This window comes from Alkalinema pantanalense CENA528 (assembly GCF_050753345.1).
In the GTDB taxonomy this organism is placed as follows: domain Bacteria; phylum Cyanobacteriota; class Cyanobacteriia; order Leptolyngbyales; family Leptolyngbyaceae; genus Alkalinema; species Alkalinema pantanalense.
In genome coordinates, this window is the sequence record NZ_JBLZFX010000045.1 from 13,590 (window position 1) to 33,100 (window position 19,511).

The following is a 19,511-nucleotide window of genomic DNA, read 5'->3' on the forward strand; positions in this document are numbered from 1 at the left end:
CTGATACAGTTCCGCTTTATCCATTATTGAGCTTCAATGGAGCCGCTGGTTTGAGCCAACGGAAAACGGGTGTAGTACAGTTTACCGATTCCCTTGAAGGGGGCTTCAATGGAGCCGCTGGTTTGAGCCAACGGAAAACGATTCAGCCTCGCAGAAATCTTCAGTGCCCTCCTGGATGCTTCAATGGAGCCGCTGGTTTGAGCCAACGGAAAACCTAATGGGAGATCGATTTTCCACGTAAGCATATGTTGCTTCAATGGAGCCGCTGGTTTGAGCCAACGGAAAACGCTTGGATGGCGTTACTTTTACTGAGGCGTCACTGCTTCAATGGAGCCGCTGGTTTGAGCCAACGGAAAACGTGCCTCAAATCCTGTTAATCAATGGTGCTATTGAGGCAGGCTTCAATGGAGCCGCTGGTTTGAGCCAACGGAAAACTTTTTAGGCGTTGTTCATTACAAAGGGTAGCAACTGCTTCAATGGAGCCGCTGGTTTGAGCCAACGGAAAACTGAGATTCTGATAGAGGAGCGGATCAGGCTAGATTTGCTTCAATGGAGCCGCTGGTTTGAGCCAACGGAAAACGCCCGCGTAGTCTGCAATGAGTTGTTCAATGCCCTTCGCTTCAATGGAGCCGCTGGTTTGAGCCAACGGAAAACCAGACTATTCTTGAGTTGCCAGATCTAGATCATCAGCTTCAATGGAGCCGCTGGTTTGAGCCAACGGAAAACACCCTTGTTCCAGTCGATCGCGCGATCGATTGGATTACGAGCTTCAATGGAGCCGCTGGTTTGAGCCAACGGAAAACCAACGGCTCCACATACTTTAGCGGGAAACCTAATCGCTTCAATGGAGCCGCTGGTTTGAGCCAACGGAAAACCGGGATAGTGCGGGTTAGTGTCCGTTAGTTCGCTGCTTCAATGGAGCCGCTGGTTTGAGCCAACGGAAAACTTCGAACCCGATGGAATTCTTTACCCCGTCCTACCAAGATCGCTTCAATGGAGCCGCTGGTTTGAGCCAACGGAAAACGCGATCGCGCCCTCGCCGTACTCCTCAGTCAGTAGTTCTACGCTTCAATGGAGCCGCTGGTTTGAGCCAACGGAAAACGCCAGCATTGCTGACCCACTAGCCACCCCTTGAGTGAAATCGCTTCAATGGAGCCGCTGGTTTGAGCCAACGGAAAACGAAAGCCATTGATGGGTGCCGATGGGTGTTCCTTGATGCTTCAATGGAGCCGCTGGTTTGAGCCAACGGAAAACGCTCCAACGGGTGCGATTGTGGCCTCTCGCCTTGATGCTTCAATGGAGCCGCTGGTTTGAGCCAACGGAAAACTTTGGTTTCCTGCACCAATCGATCGAGCCATTCCGTGCTTCAATGGAGCCGCTGGTTTGAGCCAACGGAAAACGTCGAGCAACCTCACCCCGGTGCGGCGGCATTGAGCTTCAATGGAGCCGCTGGTTTGAGCCAACGGAAAACGCCGCTTAGGTGTCGTAAGGGCGATCGCTCGGTGGTGCTTCAATGGAGCCGCTGGTTTGAGCCAACGGAAAACACGGACACAGCTATGCGATTTTGAAGGATTGCAATTATGGGCTTCAATGGAGCCGCTGGTTTGAGCCAACGGAAAACGCTGTCAGGATTTCCGTCGTGTTCCGGCTGCCAATCACGCTTCAATGGAGCCGCTGGTTTGAGCCAACGGAAAACCATATCCAGATCGGAGTTTCTTCGAGTTTTTGCGCCCAGGGAGCTTCAATGGAGCCGCTGGTTTGAGCCAACGGAAAACCTGCCATTATGCAGATTCAGCCTGCACTTCACGCAGGGCTTCGCTTCAATGGAGCCGCTGGTTTGAGCCAACGGAAAACGCTCACTTAGCCTTGCATAACAAGGTATTCAGCTTTGATGCTTCAATGGAGCCGCTGGTTTGAGCCAACGGAAAACCCGGGGGCAGGGCTAAGCCTCCAGCTCAATCAGCTGCTTCAATGGAGCCGCTGGTTTGAGCCAACGGAAAACCTGGCAACTTTGCCGACAACGCTGGACGCTTTATCGCTTCAATGGAGCCGCTGGTTTGAGCCAACGGAAAACTTGAATTTGAAGAAACTGTACTCCGATCGTTGGAGCAGATGCTTCAATGGAGCCGCTGGTTTGAGCCAACGGAAAACCTCCAGACAAAACTCGATAGCTCTCAGGCTTACCGCTTCAATGGAGCCGCTGGTTTGAGCCAACGGAAAACAGCCGCAAAATCTAGAATCTCAGCTTGGCGGGCCAACTGGCTTCAATGGAGCCGCTGGTTTGAGCCAACGGAAAACCCCCAGCGCCTTAGTAGCCGCGATCGCGCGCCGGGCTTCAATGGAGCCGCTGGTTTGAGCCAACGGAAAACTGCAAAAGAGCAATGCAAACAACCTAGAGAAATACATGCTTCAATGGAGCCGCTGGTTTGAGCCAACGGAAAACTCCGGCGGTAATTCCCTATGCCTGCAACCCTTGAATTTGAAGAGCTTCAATGGAGCCGCTGGTTTGAGCCAACGGAAAACGAAGGGCCAATCACCAGGAGGAGGCAAAAAGTTTTGCTTCAATGGAGCCGCTGGTTTGAGCCAACGGAAAACATTCGCCTCCTATTTTGAGCGGTGGAAGGAAATGGGTGGGCTTCAATGGAGCCGCTGGTTTGAGCCAACGGAAAACTTTTCTATCCCTTGTACCTATGAGGTGCCGAAATGCTTCAATGGAGCCGCTGGTTTGAGCCAACGGAAAACAAATCGGTTAAGCAGGAAAACACATTCTTGATTGGCTTCAATGGAGCCGCTGGTTTGAGCCAACGGAAAACGCGGTACTTGGAGAAATATAGCCAGCCTACCGCCGTTATTGCTTCAATGGAGCCGCTGGTTTGAGCCAACGGAAAACTGCTGACAACCCAGACATTCCGACGAAAGACCCTTATGCTTCAATGGAGCCGCTGGTTTGAGCCAACGGAAAACGCTCTAGGGCAATGCGTTCTTGCGAAGATTTAACAGGCTTCAATGGAGCCGCTGGTTTGAGCCAACGGAAAACGCATGGTGCCCGCTTGCCCCCAGGAACCTTGAGACTCGATCGCGCTTCAATGGAGCCGCTGGTTTGAGCCAACGGAAAACGGCCGAAGACAATGGCAGCTTCTCAATACCCGTTTCCAATTGCTTCAATGGAGCCGCTGGTTTGAGCCAACGGAAAACGAAGTTGCGGGCATTAGTGAAGGAAATACCCAAAGGCTTCAATGGAGCCGCTGGTTTGAGCCAACGGAAAACCTTTGCGCCGCCTGGAGCGGACGAAACCCCAGCAGGGCTTGCTTCAATGGAGCCGCTGGTTTGAGCCAACGGAAAACGAGTTGCGCCCTGCGGCTTTTTGATTGCTGCGGCATTAGCGCTTCAATGGAGCCGCTGGTTTGAGCCAACGGAAAACATTTCCCGCCCCATAAGGATCCCCAATGAAAACGCTTCAATGGAGCCGCTGGTTTGAGCCAACGGAAAACCACCGGAGCAACGCCAGAAGCTTTACGACCAAGTGCTTCAATGGAGCCGCTGGTTTGAGCCAACGGAAAACCTTCGGATAGATTGTTCGTTTGTTCAACGTTGCCATTTGCTTCAATGGAGCCGCTGGTTTGAGCCAACGGAAAACGAACGCGGCCCTCAACCTGCAAGTTGACTACGACATGCTTCAATGGAGCCGCTGGTTTGAGCCAACGGAAAACGTCTGAGGCGGTGGCTTTGGTGGTTCGTAGGCTGCTTCAATGGAGCCGCTGGTTTGAGCCAACGGAAAACGCCTTGCACTTCCCTTGATACCCGGATGTGTCGATCTGCTTCAATGGAGCCGCTGGTTTGAGCCAACGGAAAACCGTGTTCCCGGCGGTGGAAAGAGTGTTGATGTAGCTTCAATGGAGCCGCTGGTTTGAGCCAACGGAAAACGCGGCGGTTGCTGCTGGATTCAGGCGGCGGGATCTGTTTCGCTTCAATGGAGCCGCTGGTTTGAGCCAACGGAAAACAGGTCGGGTGGACTTCTGAAGGCGAGGGAACCAAATCAGGATCTGTTTCGCTTCAATGGAGCCGCTGGTTTGAGCCAACGGAAAACCTCGATCGACAAAACCTCATAACCATAAATCTCGTTGCTTCAATGGAGCCGCTGGTTTGAGCCAACGGAAAACAAACCCCGGAAGACTGGGAGCGCCTTGCCGGGGTGCTTCAATGGAGCCGCTGGTTTGAGCCAACGGAAAACATCAAGCGGCGGGAACCGTCGATCGCGACACCGTGTTGCCGGGGTGCTTCAATGGAGCCGCTGGTTTGAGCCAACGGAAAACCCAATCCTGTCCCAGCCAATCATCCAGCGACAGCGCTTCAATGGAGCCGCTGGTTTGAGCCAACGGAAAACGATCGACCCAACTCGATTGCAATCTTTACTTGACGATGCGATGCTTCAATGGAGCCGCTGGTTTGAGCCAACGGAAAACCGCGTGCATTACGCAGGCGACTTCAGGAACGTCGAGCTTCAATGGAGCCGCTGGTTTGAGCCAACGGAAAACAATGCAGGGTTAGCGGCGGCGCGTTCCCGTGGGAGGCTTCAATGGAGCCGCTGGTTTGAGCCAACGGAAAACCGGCCCATCTGAAGGCACTACAAGCCCGAATGAGGCTTCAATGGAGCCGCTGGTTTGAGCCAACGGAAAACGACTGAGCATAGCGAAGGAGGATATGCCGCGAAAGGGGTTGCTTCAATGGAGCCGCTGGTTTGAGCCAACGGAAAACCGAAATGGCCGCACGACACAATGCAGGGATGGGTGCTTCAATGGAGCCGCTGGTTTGAGCCAACGGAAAACGTTGCAGTGCTAGACCAGCGATCGCTCAAAGAATACTGCGCTTCAATGGAGCCGCTGGTTTGAGCCAACGGAAAACTATGGAAATTCACAAAGTCGCCAGCTACCAAAGCTTCAGCTTCAATGGAGCCGCTGGTTTGAGCCAACGGAAAACCTGGATGCTCCTTAGCTGGCAAATTTGAATTCGATCGCTTCAATGGAGCCGCTGGTTTGAGCCAACGGAAAACGCCAGCACCGATGGGCCGCTATTCGTTCGGGCTGCTTCAATGGAGCCGCTGGTTTGAGCCAACGGAAAACCCCGGCAGCAATTCCTAGAGCTTAACAGCAACTATGCTTCAATGGAGCCGCTGGTTTGAGCCAACGGAAAACCTCCACAGATACGGGAGGCGTATAAGCTTTGCACCCGCTTCAATGGAGCCGCTGGTTTGAGCCAACGGAAAACTAATTGATATATCGCGTCGCCATTGCTTTCTCCTAGCTTCAATGGAGCCGCTGGTTTGAGCCAACGGAAAACATCTTTTCGGCGAAGAAGAGATCGTGCAGTTGTCTGCTTCAATGGAGCCGCTGGTTTGAGCCAACGGAAAACCTGCCGAACCTGTTGCATGGCCTGGGGGGCGGGCTTGAGCTTCAATGGAGCCGCTGGTTTGAGCCAACGGAAAACGTGCAGCAAACTAGATCGTGGCGTTGCAGTCTTAGCTTCAATGGAGCCGCTGGTTTGAGCCAACGGAAAACCGCGCAGACAATCCAGCCAACCCTAGATCCAGGGCATGAGCTTCAATGGAGCCGCTGGTTTGAGCCAACGGAAAACGCATCAATACCAGGAGGAACGCTCCAGTGACCGCTACGGGAAGCTTCAATGGAGCCGCTGGTTTGAGCCAACGGAAAACGAGCGTGTTGATTACTTAGTGAAGAAAAACAGTGAGGGTTGGCTTCAATGGAGCCGCTGGTTTGAGCCAACGGAAAACGAGGGTGCGCAGCTAAAATATAGAAAAGAGGCTTTGGCTTCAATGGAGCCGCTGGTTTGAGCCAACGGAAAACTTGGGAGCAGCAACAAAAAGATGTAGCTTGCCTTGCTTCAATGGAGCCGCTGGTTTGAGCCAACGGAAAACGGGCGAGTTTGGCGTACTTCTTGTAATTGCTGATGCTTCAATGGAGCCGCTGGTTTGAGCCAACGGAAAACAAGGGATGACGCATTCTTTGCAGTTTTCGGAATTGCTTCAATGGAGCCGCTGGTTTGAGCCAACGGAAAACCTGTCATAGCTTTCACAATTTCATCAAATGTCATGGCTAGGCTTCAATGGAGCCGCTGGTTTGAGCCAACGGAAAACATCCGCCATACTACGGAGATCCAGCACTAGGCCGTATGCTTCAATGGAGCCGCTGGTTTGAGCCAACGGAAAACCTCCCCGTCGGTGGAAACAGGGATTAGCATCGACATCACTAGCTTCAATGGAGCCGCTGGTTTGAGCCAACGGAAAACGGTCGTATCCCTCGGTGTAGTCGTCCCACCCACCGCTTCAATGGAGCCGCTGGTTTGAGCCAACGGAAAACTTCTCGTCTCAGACCTGCAACAACTGTGGGACTGTTGCTTCAATGGAGCCGCTGGTTTGAGCCAACGGAAAACTGGCGCGGCGTGGAGTGCCCGGTGAAGTCGATCGGGCTTCAATGGAGCCGCTGGTTTGAGCCAACGGAAAACTAGTCGATCGCCTCACACACCGCAACACATCAAACGCTTCAATGGAGCCGCTGGTTTGAGCCAACGGAAAACATCTGGAAAAATGTGATAAGCTAGCGCCAGCCAAGCTTCAATGGAGCCGCTGGTTTGAGCCAACGGAAAACAACAAGCGCTGCAAGCCCAGCAACAGGCGGCGCTGAGCTTCAATGGAGCCGCTGGTTTGAGCCAACGGAAAACTCCACAGGCGATCGCGCAAGCTCAGCAATCCCTTGCTTCAATGGAGCCGCTGGTTTGAGCCAACGGAAAACGGGAGACTATACTGGAGGCCCATGCTACCTAGGAGCTTCAATGGAGCCGCTGGTTTGAGCCAACGGAAAACACGCTGGGATTTCTAAGGTGATCCTGTCGCAAACGATGCTTCAATGGAGCCGCTGGTTTGAGCCAACGGAAAACCACCGGGCTATGGTGCCGCTGGACAACTGGCTAGTAGAGCTTCAATGGAGCCGCTGGTTTGAGCCAACGGAAAACGATGGGTGGGCGCAGGAATTTGAATTGCAATGGTTGGCTTCAATGGAGCCGCTGGTTTGAGCCAACGGAAAACCTTTCTCCAATCCCTTGCAATCCCTTTTGGAGCGCTTCAATGGAGCCGCTGGTTTGAGCCAACGGAAAACGGCGATCGGTGGGTGCAAATGGAATGCTGAAGTTCGCTTCAATGGAGCCGCTGGTTTGAGCCAACGGAAAACCGGTACAGTTTGTTGAGTGGCCGGGGGTTGTCTTGTGCTTCAATGGAGCCGCTGGTTTGAGCCAACGGAAAACCAGGGGCAAGGTATTGTCCGTTGCCCAAGTTGGAAATGCTTCAATGGAGCCGCTGGTTTGAGCCAACGGAAAACATACTCGATCGCTACAATAGATGTGTAGTACAAGGCTTCAATGGAGCCGCTGGTTTGAGCCAACGGAAAACGCCCAGGATTTTCGGGCACATCCCAGACCCCAACCTTTGCTTCAATGGAGCCGCTGGTTTGAGCCAACGGAAAACAGTAATAAAGCGCGTGCAGCGTGGGTTCGCATTCGGCAATAATCGCTTCAATGGAGCCGCTGGTTTGAGCCAACGGAAAACTGTCTAGCCCGCGCCAAAGCGCTGGACAATCAAGGCTATCGAGCTTCAATGGAGCCGCTGGTTTGAGCCAACGGAAAACGGCTGCACTCGATCGCATCCTGGAACGATATTCGCTTCAATGGAGCCGCTGGTTTGAGCCAACGGAAAACGCTATCTCGAATAGATTGATTGATTTTGTTGAAGGCATTGCTTCAATGGAGCCGCTGGTTTGAGCCAACGGAAAACTCCCGCAATCGCAGCGAAAACGATACAACTGATGGTGCTTCAATGGAGCCGCTGGTTTGAGCCAACGGAAAACCGAGCAAGCCCAGCAACGGCAAGCGCTTGTCCTGGGTACTTCCCACGCTTCAATGGAGCCGCTGGTTTGAGCCAACGGAAAACCGACGATCGAGGTCGTGGGGTATCCTCATGACCTGCTTCAATGGAGCCGCTGGTTTGAGCCAACGGAAAACGCGACCCTCGATCGCAAGGCATTGATTGCATCTTTGGGCTTCAATGGAGCCGCTGGTTTGAGCCAACGGAAAACCAGCAACGGCAATCGCTTGTCCTGGAACAACAACGAGCTTCAATGGAGCCGCTGGTTTGAGCCAACGGAAAACGTCCTCCTTTTTGAGTTTACTAAGGCGCGATGGGGTGCTTCAATGGAGCCGCTGGTTTGAGCCAACGGAAAACCTGTTTGTTGGGTATTGTACGATCGCGCGTAGCAGCTTCAATGGAGCCGCTGGTTTGAGCCAACGGAAAACGAATACCCAAGCAATAAACCCGAAACGCTATAACTAGCTTCAATGGAGCCGCTGGTTTGAGCCAACGGAAAACTGAAAGAATTACTGGAGCATGGGGCCACGGTGGACGCTTCAATGGAGCCGCTGGTTTGAGCCAACGGAAAACTACCAGTGGATAAATGATACGGTCTTTTGATGCCGCCGGCTTCAATGGAGCCGCTGGTTTGAGCCAACGGAAAACCTTGCTCGAAACCTTTGCCACCACAGGCGGCGCAAGTTTGGCTTCAATGGAGCCGCTGGTTTGAGCCAACGGAAAACCTCCCACGGAATTTGAGGCCAACTGGGACAAAAAAGCTTCAATGGAGCCGCTGGTTTGAGCCAACGGAAAACCCCCAGTTGAGAATTGTGTGAGTCGAAAAAAAGATGCTTCAATGGAGCCGCTGGTTTGAGCCAACGGAAAACCGTACTTCCAGCTACCGAAGACCACGATCGGCAGGCTTCAATGGAGCCGCTGGTTTGAGCCAACGGAAAACCGCGACTTGGAACTGCCAGAGATCTAAGCGCTCTTTTGCTGCGCTTCAATGGAGCCGCTGGTTTGAGCCAACGGAAAACGGCGCTGGCCTTGGATTCTGTGGCAGATGCCCTGGCTTCAATGGAGCCGCTGGTTTGAGCCAACGGAAAACCAGTTCAATCAGCTCCTCGCAAAATCTCGATCGCAGGCTTCAATGGAGCCGCTGGTTTGAGCCAACGGAAAACCTCGCCAAACAGTAAACGATTGCCCGTAGCTAAATTGGCTTCAATGGAGCCGCTGGTTTGAGCCAACGGAAAACTGCTTGATCGCTTCTTGGGTGATGCGAATCTTTTCGCGCGCTTCAATGGAGCCGCTGGTTTGAGCCAACGGAAAACCCCAATTGCTCCAAGCGCGGGCCAACCTGCAAAAGGCCATTACTGCTTCAATGGAGCCGCTGGTTTGAGCCAACGGAAAACCAAGCCGAAATGGATCGTACCGCAGCGGCTGTCAGCTTCAATGGAGCCGCTGGTTTGAGCCAACGGAAAACGGCGAAGTGTGACGAGCTACGCGGGTTTGTGTTTGGCTTCAATGGAGCCGCTGGTTTGAGCCAACGGAAAACAGCACTGACTCAATTTCATAGTTGTAATACTTGTGTGAGCTTCAATGGAGCCGCTGGTTTGAGCCAACGGAAAACCAGTAACAGCCTCAGCAACACGACAGAGATTGAAGCTTCAATGGAGCCGCTGGTTTGAGCCAACGGAAAACTCTTGGGAGCTGATTGTCAATTTCACAGCGACTCCGTTTGCTTCAATGGAGCCGCTGGTTTGAGCCAACGGAAAACATGTGTCGTCTCTATTGACGTCCAACACAATTGCGTGCTTCAATGGAGCCGCTGGTTTGAGCCAACGGAAAACGCGATGGCAATATTATAGAAGCGATCGGCGGGGGAACCATGCTTCAATGGAGCCGCTGGTTTGAGCCAACGGAAAACCCTCCGATGAGTGTCCTGTATGTGGCTCTCACAATGGCTTCAATGGAGCCGCTGGTTTGAGCCAACGGAAAACAAGCGGAGCGCCAAAAGATTGCCCAACAAGGAATGGGCTTCAATGGAGCCGCTGGTTTGAGCCAACGGAAAACCAAGCGAGCCTTGTCGATATTTGTGACCAAGTGGCTTCAATGGAGCCGCTGGTTTGAGCCAACGGAAAACGCCAAGCGCGAGATATTTCGATTTGGCGAAAGGAAGCTTCAATGGAGCCGCTGGTTTGAGCCAACGGAAAACGCGCGATCTTACCTGTGGGCGGGGCAGGCGCGGCAGCCCAATCTACCGCTTCAATGGAGCCGCTGGTTTGAGCCAACGGAAAACCACCTCTGTCAATCCCATAGCGCTTGCAGTAATTATAGCTTCAATGGAGCCGCTGGTTTGAGCCAACGGAAAACGCGGAGATCCACAGGCGATCGCGCAAGCCCAGCAAGCCCTTGCTTCAATGGAGCCGCTGGTTTGAGCCAACGGAAAACTTCCTCTGATTTACCATCTTGAATCAGCTTGGCAAGCTTCAATGGAGCCGCTGGTTTGAGCCAACGGAAAACCACCAACAGCGACAACTCAGCGACTAATTGTTGAATCGGCTTCAATGGAGCCGCTGGTTTGAGCCAACGGAAAACGAAGATAAGGCCAACGGCCCTGCCATCATCACGCGCTTCAATGGAGCCGCTGGTTTGAGCCAACGGAAAACCTATTATTTATTCATGAGTTTACGAGAGTTAACCAGCTTCAATGGAGCCGCTGGTTTGAGCCAACGGAAAACCTTTTCGATTTTGCAATTTTACCGGGGTGCGTTGGCGTGAGCTTCAATGGAGCCGCTGGTTTGAGCCAACGGAAAACGGCGGGAGCCTGGAACCCTCATGATATTTGATTTTCAAGGTGCAGTTGCGCGAATCTCTTGCATCTCCCATCATATCTCCCATAAACCTGAAAATCTCCCTACCTCTGATTTCTCTATAACCCTTTATTGACAGAGCTTTCAGCCATTGCGCCGATCGCTATCCCTCCCACAAACCCGCAAACCCTTGATTCATCAATCCTTCAGCCCTATTCCCCACCCCCTTTCTCCTCAACACCTACCTCTCCGCGCAAAGGCTCCAACACCCCCAATCCAAAATGCGCCCCATACCCCAACGAGATCGGCCCCTGCACCGCCTCCGCAAACTTCACCTCCACCCAAAAACCAGCATTAACAGACTTAGTCCCATTCCCAAAGAACCGCTGCCGCTGAAAGCGCAACGCCGGATAGCGTAACTCCTCTCGATCCTCATCTAAAACCGATCGATCCCTCGATCTCACCCGCACCACCTCAGCCCCATCCGACCCTCGCCAACATAACCACTCCCCATTCACCACACAATCCCCCTCACCCCAATTCACGATCGGCAACTGACGCAACAACCGCAACGCCTGATCCTCCACTCCATCCACCAACAGCGTACTCCCCGCAATCCCCTTCCGCTTCGGAAACCGCGTCAATACCAACGGCGTCAAACTTCGCCACACCTTCGCCACACCCGTTACCTGGATTAAACTGCGAGATCGATCGAAGGAATTTTCTTCCTTCCCCTTCATTATTTCTAACGTCTCCAAATCCGTTGTAATTGGGAATCCACCAACCCCCCAAATCCGTTGAATTTTTTGTAACCCCTGTATCACTCCCTGCTGAAATCCATGGGGAGAATACACCACCAAATTGACAATTTCACCGCGATCGTTACACTCCGGCAAATACCAAGCATGGGCATGATCCTTTCTCAAAGGCTGACCCTCACCATCCCGCCCCGACACCATCTCATCAATCTCACCCATCCCACCACAATGCTTCATCAACGCCTGATGAAACCGCTCACCCAACACCAACGCCGACGTAATCTTCGGCAACACCTTAGCCGACAACGCAAACCGCGCGATCGCAGGCCCCGCAACCCGCTGCTGCGATCTCTGCGCCTTAGTCGATCGCTCCGGCGTCACCGCATACAACGCCCAGCGGCTCCCCGGAATCCCATGCCAGCCCTGCTGATGCAACTGACCAACATCTAACTCCAACATCTCCAAAACATCCTGCGGCAGCGTCCACCGCCCCCGACCCTTCTTCGGTCTCGGTAGCATCTCCACCGCCGCCATAAAGCCCGTCAACTCCACCCCATTCAACGGCACCAGCACCTGCACAACCTGCTCCTGGCGGGTGGCATCCTTCTCCATCGCGATCGGCCTTGCATTCACCTTCTGCATCACCAACTCCGTCATCTCCGGCGACTCCAATCGCATCTCCACCCAAGACTCCGCCCGTCCCAGATAGCTCACCCAAGCACAAAGCTGAGCCAGCAACCCCCGTTGCGCCTCCTCCAAAATCACATGCGGCCACATCACCGTCAACGTAGCCCCCTCATCCAGTGCGCCCCCCGGCAACGCATAAAACGTATCTAACACCTTCGTCGTTGTCGATTTTCCCTCCTTCCACAACGGCATATAGTGCCGCGTATGCGCCGCCGTAAACCTCGGCAACTGATAAACAGGCAACTCCGCCGTCAATGCCGTCATCAAAGCCAACATCAGCGATCGCTCAGGACGCTCCGGCAACCGATAATAGGCCGATACCCACGATCTCAAAATCCGCCAAGGCGAAGGCGGCCACTCCACCCTCCCTTCATTCACCTGCTTATCCCAAGGCGTCGCATGATAGCGCCCTGTCAGAAACTGAATTGAAACGATAACCGTCATCCTTCCTGCCCCCCATCCGTCTTTTTCGTCTTTGTTTCTGGCTGCCATTCCACAACCTGCACTGCCGGATTCGCAAACATACTACTGGCTGCTTTCACCAATTGGGGTAACGCAGTTTCTAGCTCCGGCAAACTCGGCACCTTATAGCCATCAGGCCGCTTCACCGTAATTTCTTTTTTAACTTCCAAGTCACAAGCCGTCCGCAAGCGCAAACCCCGATCGAGAAACGCCTGGATCTTATACAACGCGATCGCAATCAATAAATCCTCGATCGCCTCACCTAACCGATAACTCCGAATCTGCGCCAAATCTAAACTAAAATAAGCCGTAATCGACTCTGCTGCATACTCTTCTCGGTAATAGGGCACATTTCCATACCCTTCCTTTGACCCCCCTTTCTCATCAGTCTTGCCTGTGGCATCCACCCGATCGTTCTTGACGCCCCCCAGCCGCACAACCTCAACATTCTTCGCCTCAATAAACCCAGATAACGCCCGCGCAATCCGCGACACCCCCGACATCTTTTCTAGAAAAATGCCATGCAATAAAGAATTGACATCATACTTCACCAACACCGTCGCAAACTGATGGAGATCAAAAGGCTTACCCCCTTCTACTTGCAACTCCTTTTTTAGCGTTTCTCCAAACTTCGATAGTTTCTTGCTGCTACCCACAATGTACGGTGAATTGAGACGATGAGCCTCCAGCAACGAATTCGTCAGCAATCCCCCCTTGGGCTGCTGTACCGTCACATAGGAAATCCCCTGTAATGCTGGAATCACCGTTTGCCCAGCCTCATCCCAAATCATACTTTCCAGCCGATTGGCGACACTCTGCGCCGACTCCACCAGCAGCATCTTCTGCTGCTTCTCACCAGGTAAGTTATAAGTTGCCGCACCCAAATCAGGAAACCCCGTTGGCTGGAACCGCGAACCCTGGAGCAATTGCAAATCTGCTTGCATCAGTAAACGAGGTTGATCTTTGAGTTCTTTAAAGTCCATGATTGTTTCTCCTAATTGTGAAAACTGGTTGAGATGATTGATCTAGGAATCACTCTCTCGATCCTGATCATCAATAATTTGTGTTGTTTCGAGTAAGTAAGTAATTTGCCCATCGAGCAACGGAAACGCTAAAGCAGCACCTAACCGACGAGATGATAAGTCAGCCAGCCACGGCTTCACATTGTTGGGGTCAACCCGAGGACGCAAATTACGGGCCCTCAGCCGTCGCGCTGCATCCACCAAAGCCTCCTCCAATCGATCCGCCGCCAACTTACCCAGCAATCCCCGTACAGGGGGTAATTCTACAGGGGGTAATTCTAAATTCGGCTTGACGTTACGATGTTGTACTAGCTTCAGCACCCTATAGGCCATGGGTAAAGCCTGAGGCTGGGCATCGATCGCAGTCATTGCGCTAGATTTAGGAAATTTGAGCAATGACAACCCACGGGCGATCGCCTCTAATCGATCGTCATCACAGTCTTCTGCAATCCAACGTTGCACATCTTGAAAATTCGGCAAAATTCTCCGTGGTCTCATCAATTCATCAGTTGACTCATCTTCGTCCGTTTTTCGATCGTTCGATTGCCCCTTTGACTGATTTCGCTTTTGTTCTTCCTCAATTTCAGTACGCTGCATTAACAGCAGTAAGTTATCTTCCAGCGAACCTGACTGCCAAGTTGTAATTTTATCCTCATCCTCCTTAACCCAAACCAGAATTTTTCCTTGGGGCCGTACTTGCACTAGCCGCTGTCGCAGGCTGTGTCCTGAAGCCCGATTGGAAGCCAAGGCCAAGGCTAACCGAAACTCCGAAGAATCCTCATAGACCCGACCCACCCACTGACTAAACCTCAAAGCTGGAATCGGTCGAATATTTTTGTCAAGCGTAAACTTCAACGATTGATTGAGTGCCTTTTCTACTTCACCTAATGTGATTAATAAATCCAGTAAAGTCGTCTTCCCCAGAGCCTGGTCAATCATGGCATTTTCCAACTGTCTACCCGATCGACGAATATTCTCAGGCGTATTGTCATCCTTCGCCAAGCGCAGAAATTGCTGTATCCAAGCATCAATTTCCTGTAGTGGATCAGCCTGAGGATAGGGCGGCGATTTAAAGCGATTCAGCGACACAGCGAAATAAGAAAGCCCATTGCGCTCCTGAAATCCATAGCGATGAAAGGCCGTAATCCCTCGGGCAATCCCTAAACTCGTCACCGCTCGCACAAAGTCTACCCCAGTTTTCGCCGTTCGCAACTGTCCATTAGAGGACTTAACCTTAGCTCGCCCTTCCCGGAACAAAACCTGCAACTCTTCTAGACCGACCGGACGACGCCACAAGGGAACCCATAACTCTGCCCGTACATTTTCCTCCGCAGCGCTGCCATAGCCAGCTAGAGAAGGACTCGAGGCCGTAAAGGGAGCCGCAATTCCAGCATTACCCGATTCACCCCGCCGCGTTATTCCCGGCATAAACATCAGCATTCCTTCTAGCATTAAAATAAAATCCCACGGGTTTACCCGAGAATCCCCATCGGTGCCCGTTGTTGCATTGGCTCCGCCTGCGGCGATCGGGTTAAATTGCCCAATTTTGCCACTGTAGGGTAATTTTGGTAAGACTTCATCAAACAGCGCCGATCGTAATAATTTTTCGGACTCTTCCGTCGGATTGCCTGTCGTGAACTCAATCACATTCTGCAATTGCTGCATAAACGTCCGACCAAACTCAAAGTTGCCATCATTGCCCCCCGTTCCGGTTAACGGGACAAACTTGAGTGGGCTATCTTCGTCCGTCGTTACCATGACACAGGTATCAATCCATTGAGCCGCGATATCGGGTAAGCGATCGCGCAACTGACTTAACAACTGTTTCTTGGCTTGAGGATCTTTCGGCTGCTCTTTGAGTTTCAGATCATCCACGATCGTCTGAGCGGTAGATAACGTCTCCTGATAGTTCTCAAACCGCTTCTTGGCACCCTGCCTAATGCTGTCTAATAAGCCCTTCTGCTTATCCTTGGCATAGAACCCTGTACTGCCGTTCCAAGGCGATACCAAGGGCGATGGTGCATAATCTGCCAAGAAAAACTCACGAATCTCCTGCTCGGTCAGCGTTGTAATCAAAACAAACTGCTCATTCTCCCAATACCCTTTACATTGTGCATAGGGGCGAGCTTCGGATAGTACCCGCAACACCCCTAGCGCTTTCAAATAATTAGAGAGCGGTTCAGGCCGACAGCCTTTCAGAACAATCTTATACAGCATCACTCATCTCCAAGGATACGCCTGCTTTGGCCGAAGCATTCCAATCCGCAATCCGTAGGAGTGCTTCCAGGTAGGCCAATCTAAAGGGACCATATTCCTCAAGCAGTTCTACAGCCTGTTCTGTCCACGATCGCTCCCCCACCAGTTCTACGGTACCGTCACCCACTTCCCTGACCTCACGGGTGCCGCCCAGTTCCATACAGGCTAAAGAAATTCTCGTGGGCGGAATATTACTTAAGTCACCACCTAGGTCAATTTTAGGTAATTCGTCACCTTCATGAACCCCTAAGGCATAGCGTTTGTTTTGCTTAGGAGCTTGCTCAGTGGGGCGTGGTTGAATGGTTAAACGAATGCGTCCGTGGTGGGCTGCAACTAAATAAGTCACTAAAAAAGGTTCTTGTCGCTGCAACGCTAGCAATGCACTGACTAACTCATGGCGAAATCCACGGCGATCGAGATCATCTTTATCGGGTTTATCTTTAGGACGACCATATTTATCGAGTTTAGATTTATGATCGTCGGAATCAGATTTGTCCTGGGATTTGAGATCGCCTGACTTTGCCCATAATCCTTCCTCCATCTTGGCTACATCCTTATGGGTCAAAATTTGCTGAAATATAGGATGGGCTTTTCCAGCATCATGCAATCTGGCAGCACGTTCTAATTTCTCGATCGGTAACGTCTCCAGCCCGTCTTGGGGCAATGCTTCTAGTATCTTGTTTAGTGCCGAAACAATATCTTCAGAATGCTGTTTCAGGGAGACGAAGGATTTTGCCCCTTTACTCAAGAAGTCATCGTCATCCCCCTCCGGTTTAGCTGGATTGAGGGGGAGTGGGATGGGTTGAGGTTTCTGCTTGGGATCTCCAGTAAAGCCCAGTGTCTCAGAATATCCACCAGATTGGCAATTGACCAAAATTGTTTGACCGGGGGAGATCGATCGTTCATCGACTTTTTTCCATTGTTTCTGGAGGCGATCGAAGACAAATCCCGCCGTTTTTTTCAGGAATGCTTTGGCTTGCCCAATGTTCACCTGGCACAGTTCATCGCGGTACAGAACCGGAAAATCAGCGGGAGGGGCATCCCCTGACCAATTCCGCCAAGCGATCGCCACCTCCATGTTTTGGGTGTCCCGAATAAAAGGCGAAATATCAATATCATGGCCCGCTAAATCACTAGATGTATCAAATAACTGCATCAAATCGTGTTTGCGCGGAATCATACCCTCGATCTTGGGTTTAGGCTTTTCATCATCTGATAAGGATTCTGCAAGTGCGGCTGGCCCCACTTCCTGCAAGCGATCGAGTAGGGTTTTCGTTTGTTCTAATTCCGCTCGATCGTAGGGGCGGGCTGATTCTTCTGAGAGGTTATCAAAATCAATCCAGTAGACAACGGCCTCATTGTGCTCACCATTGCGGTTACAGCGTCCCACCCGTTGCACAAAGGATGACCAAGGCGACAGTTCTGTAAATAAATAATGGGCAGAAATATCAACACCTGCTTCTACGGCTTGTGTTGCAATAATGATTCCTGACAGATCTTTACTGAGTAATTTTTGATTGAGTGGTTGACGATCGCCCGTCCGGAACCGCGAGTGAATTAACAGTGTTGGCCCCTTCGATCTCAACTGCTCATAGAGAGCTTGAGCACGCCGCACCCGATTACAAATCACTAAAACTAACCCGTTAGATCCAGTGGCTTTGAATGCATTATCGACCTGTTCCGCTAAAGCTTTGATGTATGGGCCTTCATCTTTTTCCTTGGCGGGGCAGGCGATCGGAAATTTTTGCAAGTTTTTCCGGGCATTGAGTCGTTGGAGAACGGCTGGTTCTTGAAGATCCTCCTTTGAATCTGGATCTTTTAGACGTAACCGCGCACCGGGTAATTCTAGCTGGGGCTGATAGTTGACCGTCGTTAATAGCGCTGTATCTAGAGTTGCGCTCATCCAAATTGTTTGGGTCTGCCCAAAGGTTGTCCACAACTCCCGCAAGCCTTGCAACTGTGCCGTTGTCCGCAAACCTGCACCCATCAGTTGCGTCTCATCAACAACGAATAAACAATCTTGATTCAACAAGCCAAACTGCACGGGCCATTTATACTTATTAACGCCATATCCTCGATTGAGGCAACGGGACAGAATCTGATCCTGGGTTCCCACAATAATGCAGTCTGCGGTGGGATCCCGATCCCAGTCTGTGCTGACCATCCCCCCCATCAGTTGATGCACTGCAACACGAGGATATTTTTTTTGCGGATCATTTTTTTGCGGATCAAGGTCTTCTAGTTTTTGGCACCATTGCTCAATCACCTGCACAGTCTGATCGACAAGAGTCCGCGTAGGCAAAATATAGACCAACCGTCGTGGGGTCTTCGATCGCACGGTTGAATCATTGCTATATCGTCGTTTCCAGAACCATGCGAATACGATCGCGGCAGTTTTACCCAACCCCGTTGGCACTTCGATCACGATCGGCCAGTCTTTTGTTAGGTTAGCCAAACGTTGCTGGTAAAGGTAGGGGGAATGCCCTGTAACTGATTCAAACCAATCGGCAAATACCCGATCTGTTGACTTTAGGTTTTTAGACATCAGAAACTAACCATCCTGCAATAATGTGGACGGATGAAGGGATGAACAAACAAAAGCAACCCGAATACACTTGAGGCTGTAGTACATTTGCTTTGTTCGAGCTATTTTAGACTAAAGCGGAACGAGAAAAGTACCGAAAATCTAAAATTCTTCGGTACTTTAAATTTGGTCTCAAGCTGCAATACTGGATCTGGGTTGGAAATAAAGATTCCAGCGATATCGCCCAGTTGGCGTTTTGCCCAATGGTTGGGCAATCCAGATTCCCTCTGGCATAGTCAACTCAAAATCCGCTCCCTTCAAGGCGCATCGGTCGAGCTGGCTGACAATTTTTAAGCGGTGCTGCTTGGTGGGAAGCTTTGGGCGTAGCTCTTCAGCCAGCGCTTGAGTTGAAATGTTCTCCCTGACAAGCACTTCGAATAATGTCAACGGTGGTTGTATGACCCCACTACTCTGTGGCATGATTGGCTCCTAGTTATAAATGAAACAGCGCTCTAGCTATTTGGTATGACACCAGCAGCTAGAGCTTTTTTAGTATCCTATAATATTAAAGTCTCAAGCAATTCAATGTCAATCTATTAGAAACTCAAGTCAAACCATTTCATATGTAATGACAATCAAAATTGTCACATCTTGCTAAGACTCTGTAGCTATAAAGCTTACTGAATCAAGGACTTGTTTAGATCTGACAAAAGGAGCCGTTGGTTTGACCCAACGGAAGAATGTAACTTAGCATCAAGCTACCATGTCATATGTGATCCTTCAATGGAGCCATATCCCCAAAGGTGATATGGAAAACTTAGGCAAGCCTCAGTCTAATATCTCACTTAATGTCTCACTTCAGTCGCTCCTGTGCACCTTGGTATTAGGCAGTATTTAGAACAAACACATCTCGATATTGTGGCTTGCCGATCGAACTAAACCAGCCATATCACTCCCTAGGAGACAAATTTCCCAAAGGAATTTGCCAATAAATAATATCCCCGATTCATTCCCCTTACCCTCCCACCCTTTTACCCACCTACCCACTGGGGACTTTAATTTATACGCTATTTCCTC

At 51.3% G+C, this 19,511-nt stretch carries 4 protein-coding genes and 1 CRISPR repeat array (1 of these 5 only partly in view); all 4 genes read right to left on the minus strand.

Translation table 11 applies throughout. The features are described from left to right. Window positions 1–10,730: direct repeats of the CRISPR family, unit length 37 nt; unit sequence GCTTCAATGGAGCCGCTGGTTTGAGCCAACGGAAAAC; it begins 1,740 nt to the left of the window's first position. Window positions 10,731–10,937: 207 nt separating this feature from the next. The 4 genes from csb2 to cas3g are packed head-to-tail and all read right to left on the minus strand — an operon-like array spanning window position 10,938 to window position 18,455. Further along, entirely contained in the window at window positions 10,938–12,614 is a 1,677-nt protein-coding gene (csb2, locus tag ACN4EG_RS15495) for a type I-G CRISPR-associated protein Csb2 (RefSeq protein ID WP_431630726.1), read from the minus strand. Then, window positions 12,611–13,615 carry a type I-G CRISPR-associated RAMP protein Csb1/Cas7g gene (cas7g, locus tag ACN4EG_RS15500; protein WP_431630727.1) on the minus strand — a complete coding sequence of 335 codons (1,005 nt, stop codon included), beginning with the start codon at window positions 13,613–13,615 and terminating at the stop codon, window positions 12,611–12,613. The genes csb2 and cas7g overlap by 4 nt, the downstream gene beginning before the upstream one ends. Before the next feature lie 42 nt (window positions 13,616–13,657). After that, complete coding sequence (cas8g1, locus tag ACN4EG_RS15505; RefSeq protein ID WP_431630728.1) at window positions 13,658–15,871, minus strand: type I-G CRISPR-associated protein Cas8g1/Csx17; 2,214 nt, start codon at window positions 15,869–15,871, stop codon at window positions 13,658–13,660. After that, window positions 15,861–18,455, minus strand: coding sequence for a type I-G CRISPR-associated helicase/endonuclease Cas3g (cas3g, locus tag ACN4EG_RS15510; RefSeq protein WP_431630729.1), 2,595 nt, complete (start codon window positions 18,453–18,455; stop codon window positions 15,861–15,863). The genes cas8g1 and cas3g overlap by 11 nt, the downstream gene beginning before the upstream one ends. Between the last annotated feature and the right edge of the window lie 1,056 nt (window positions 18,456–19,511).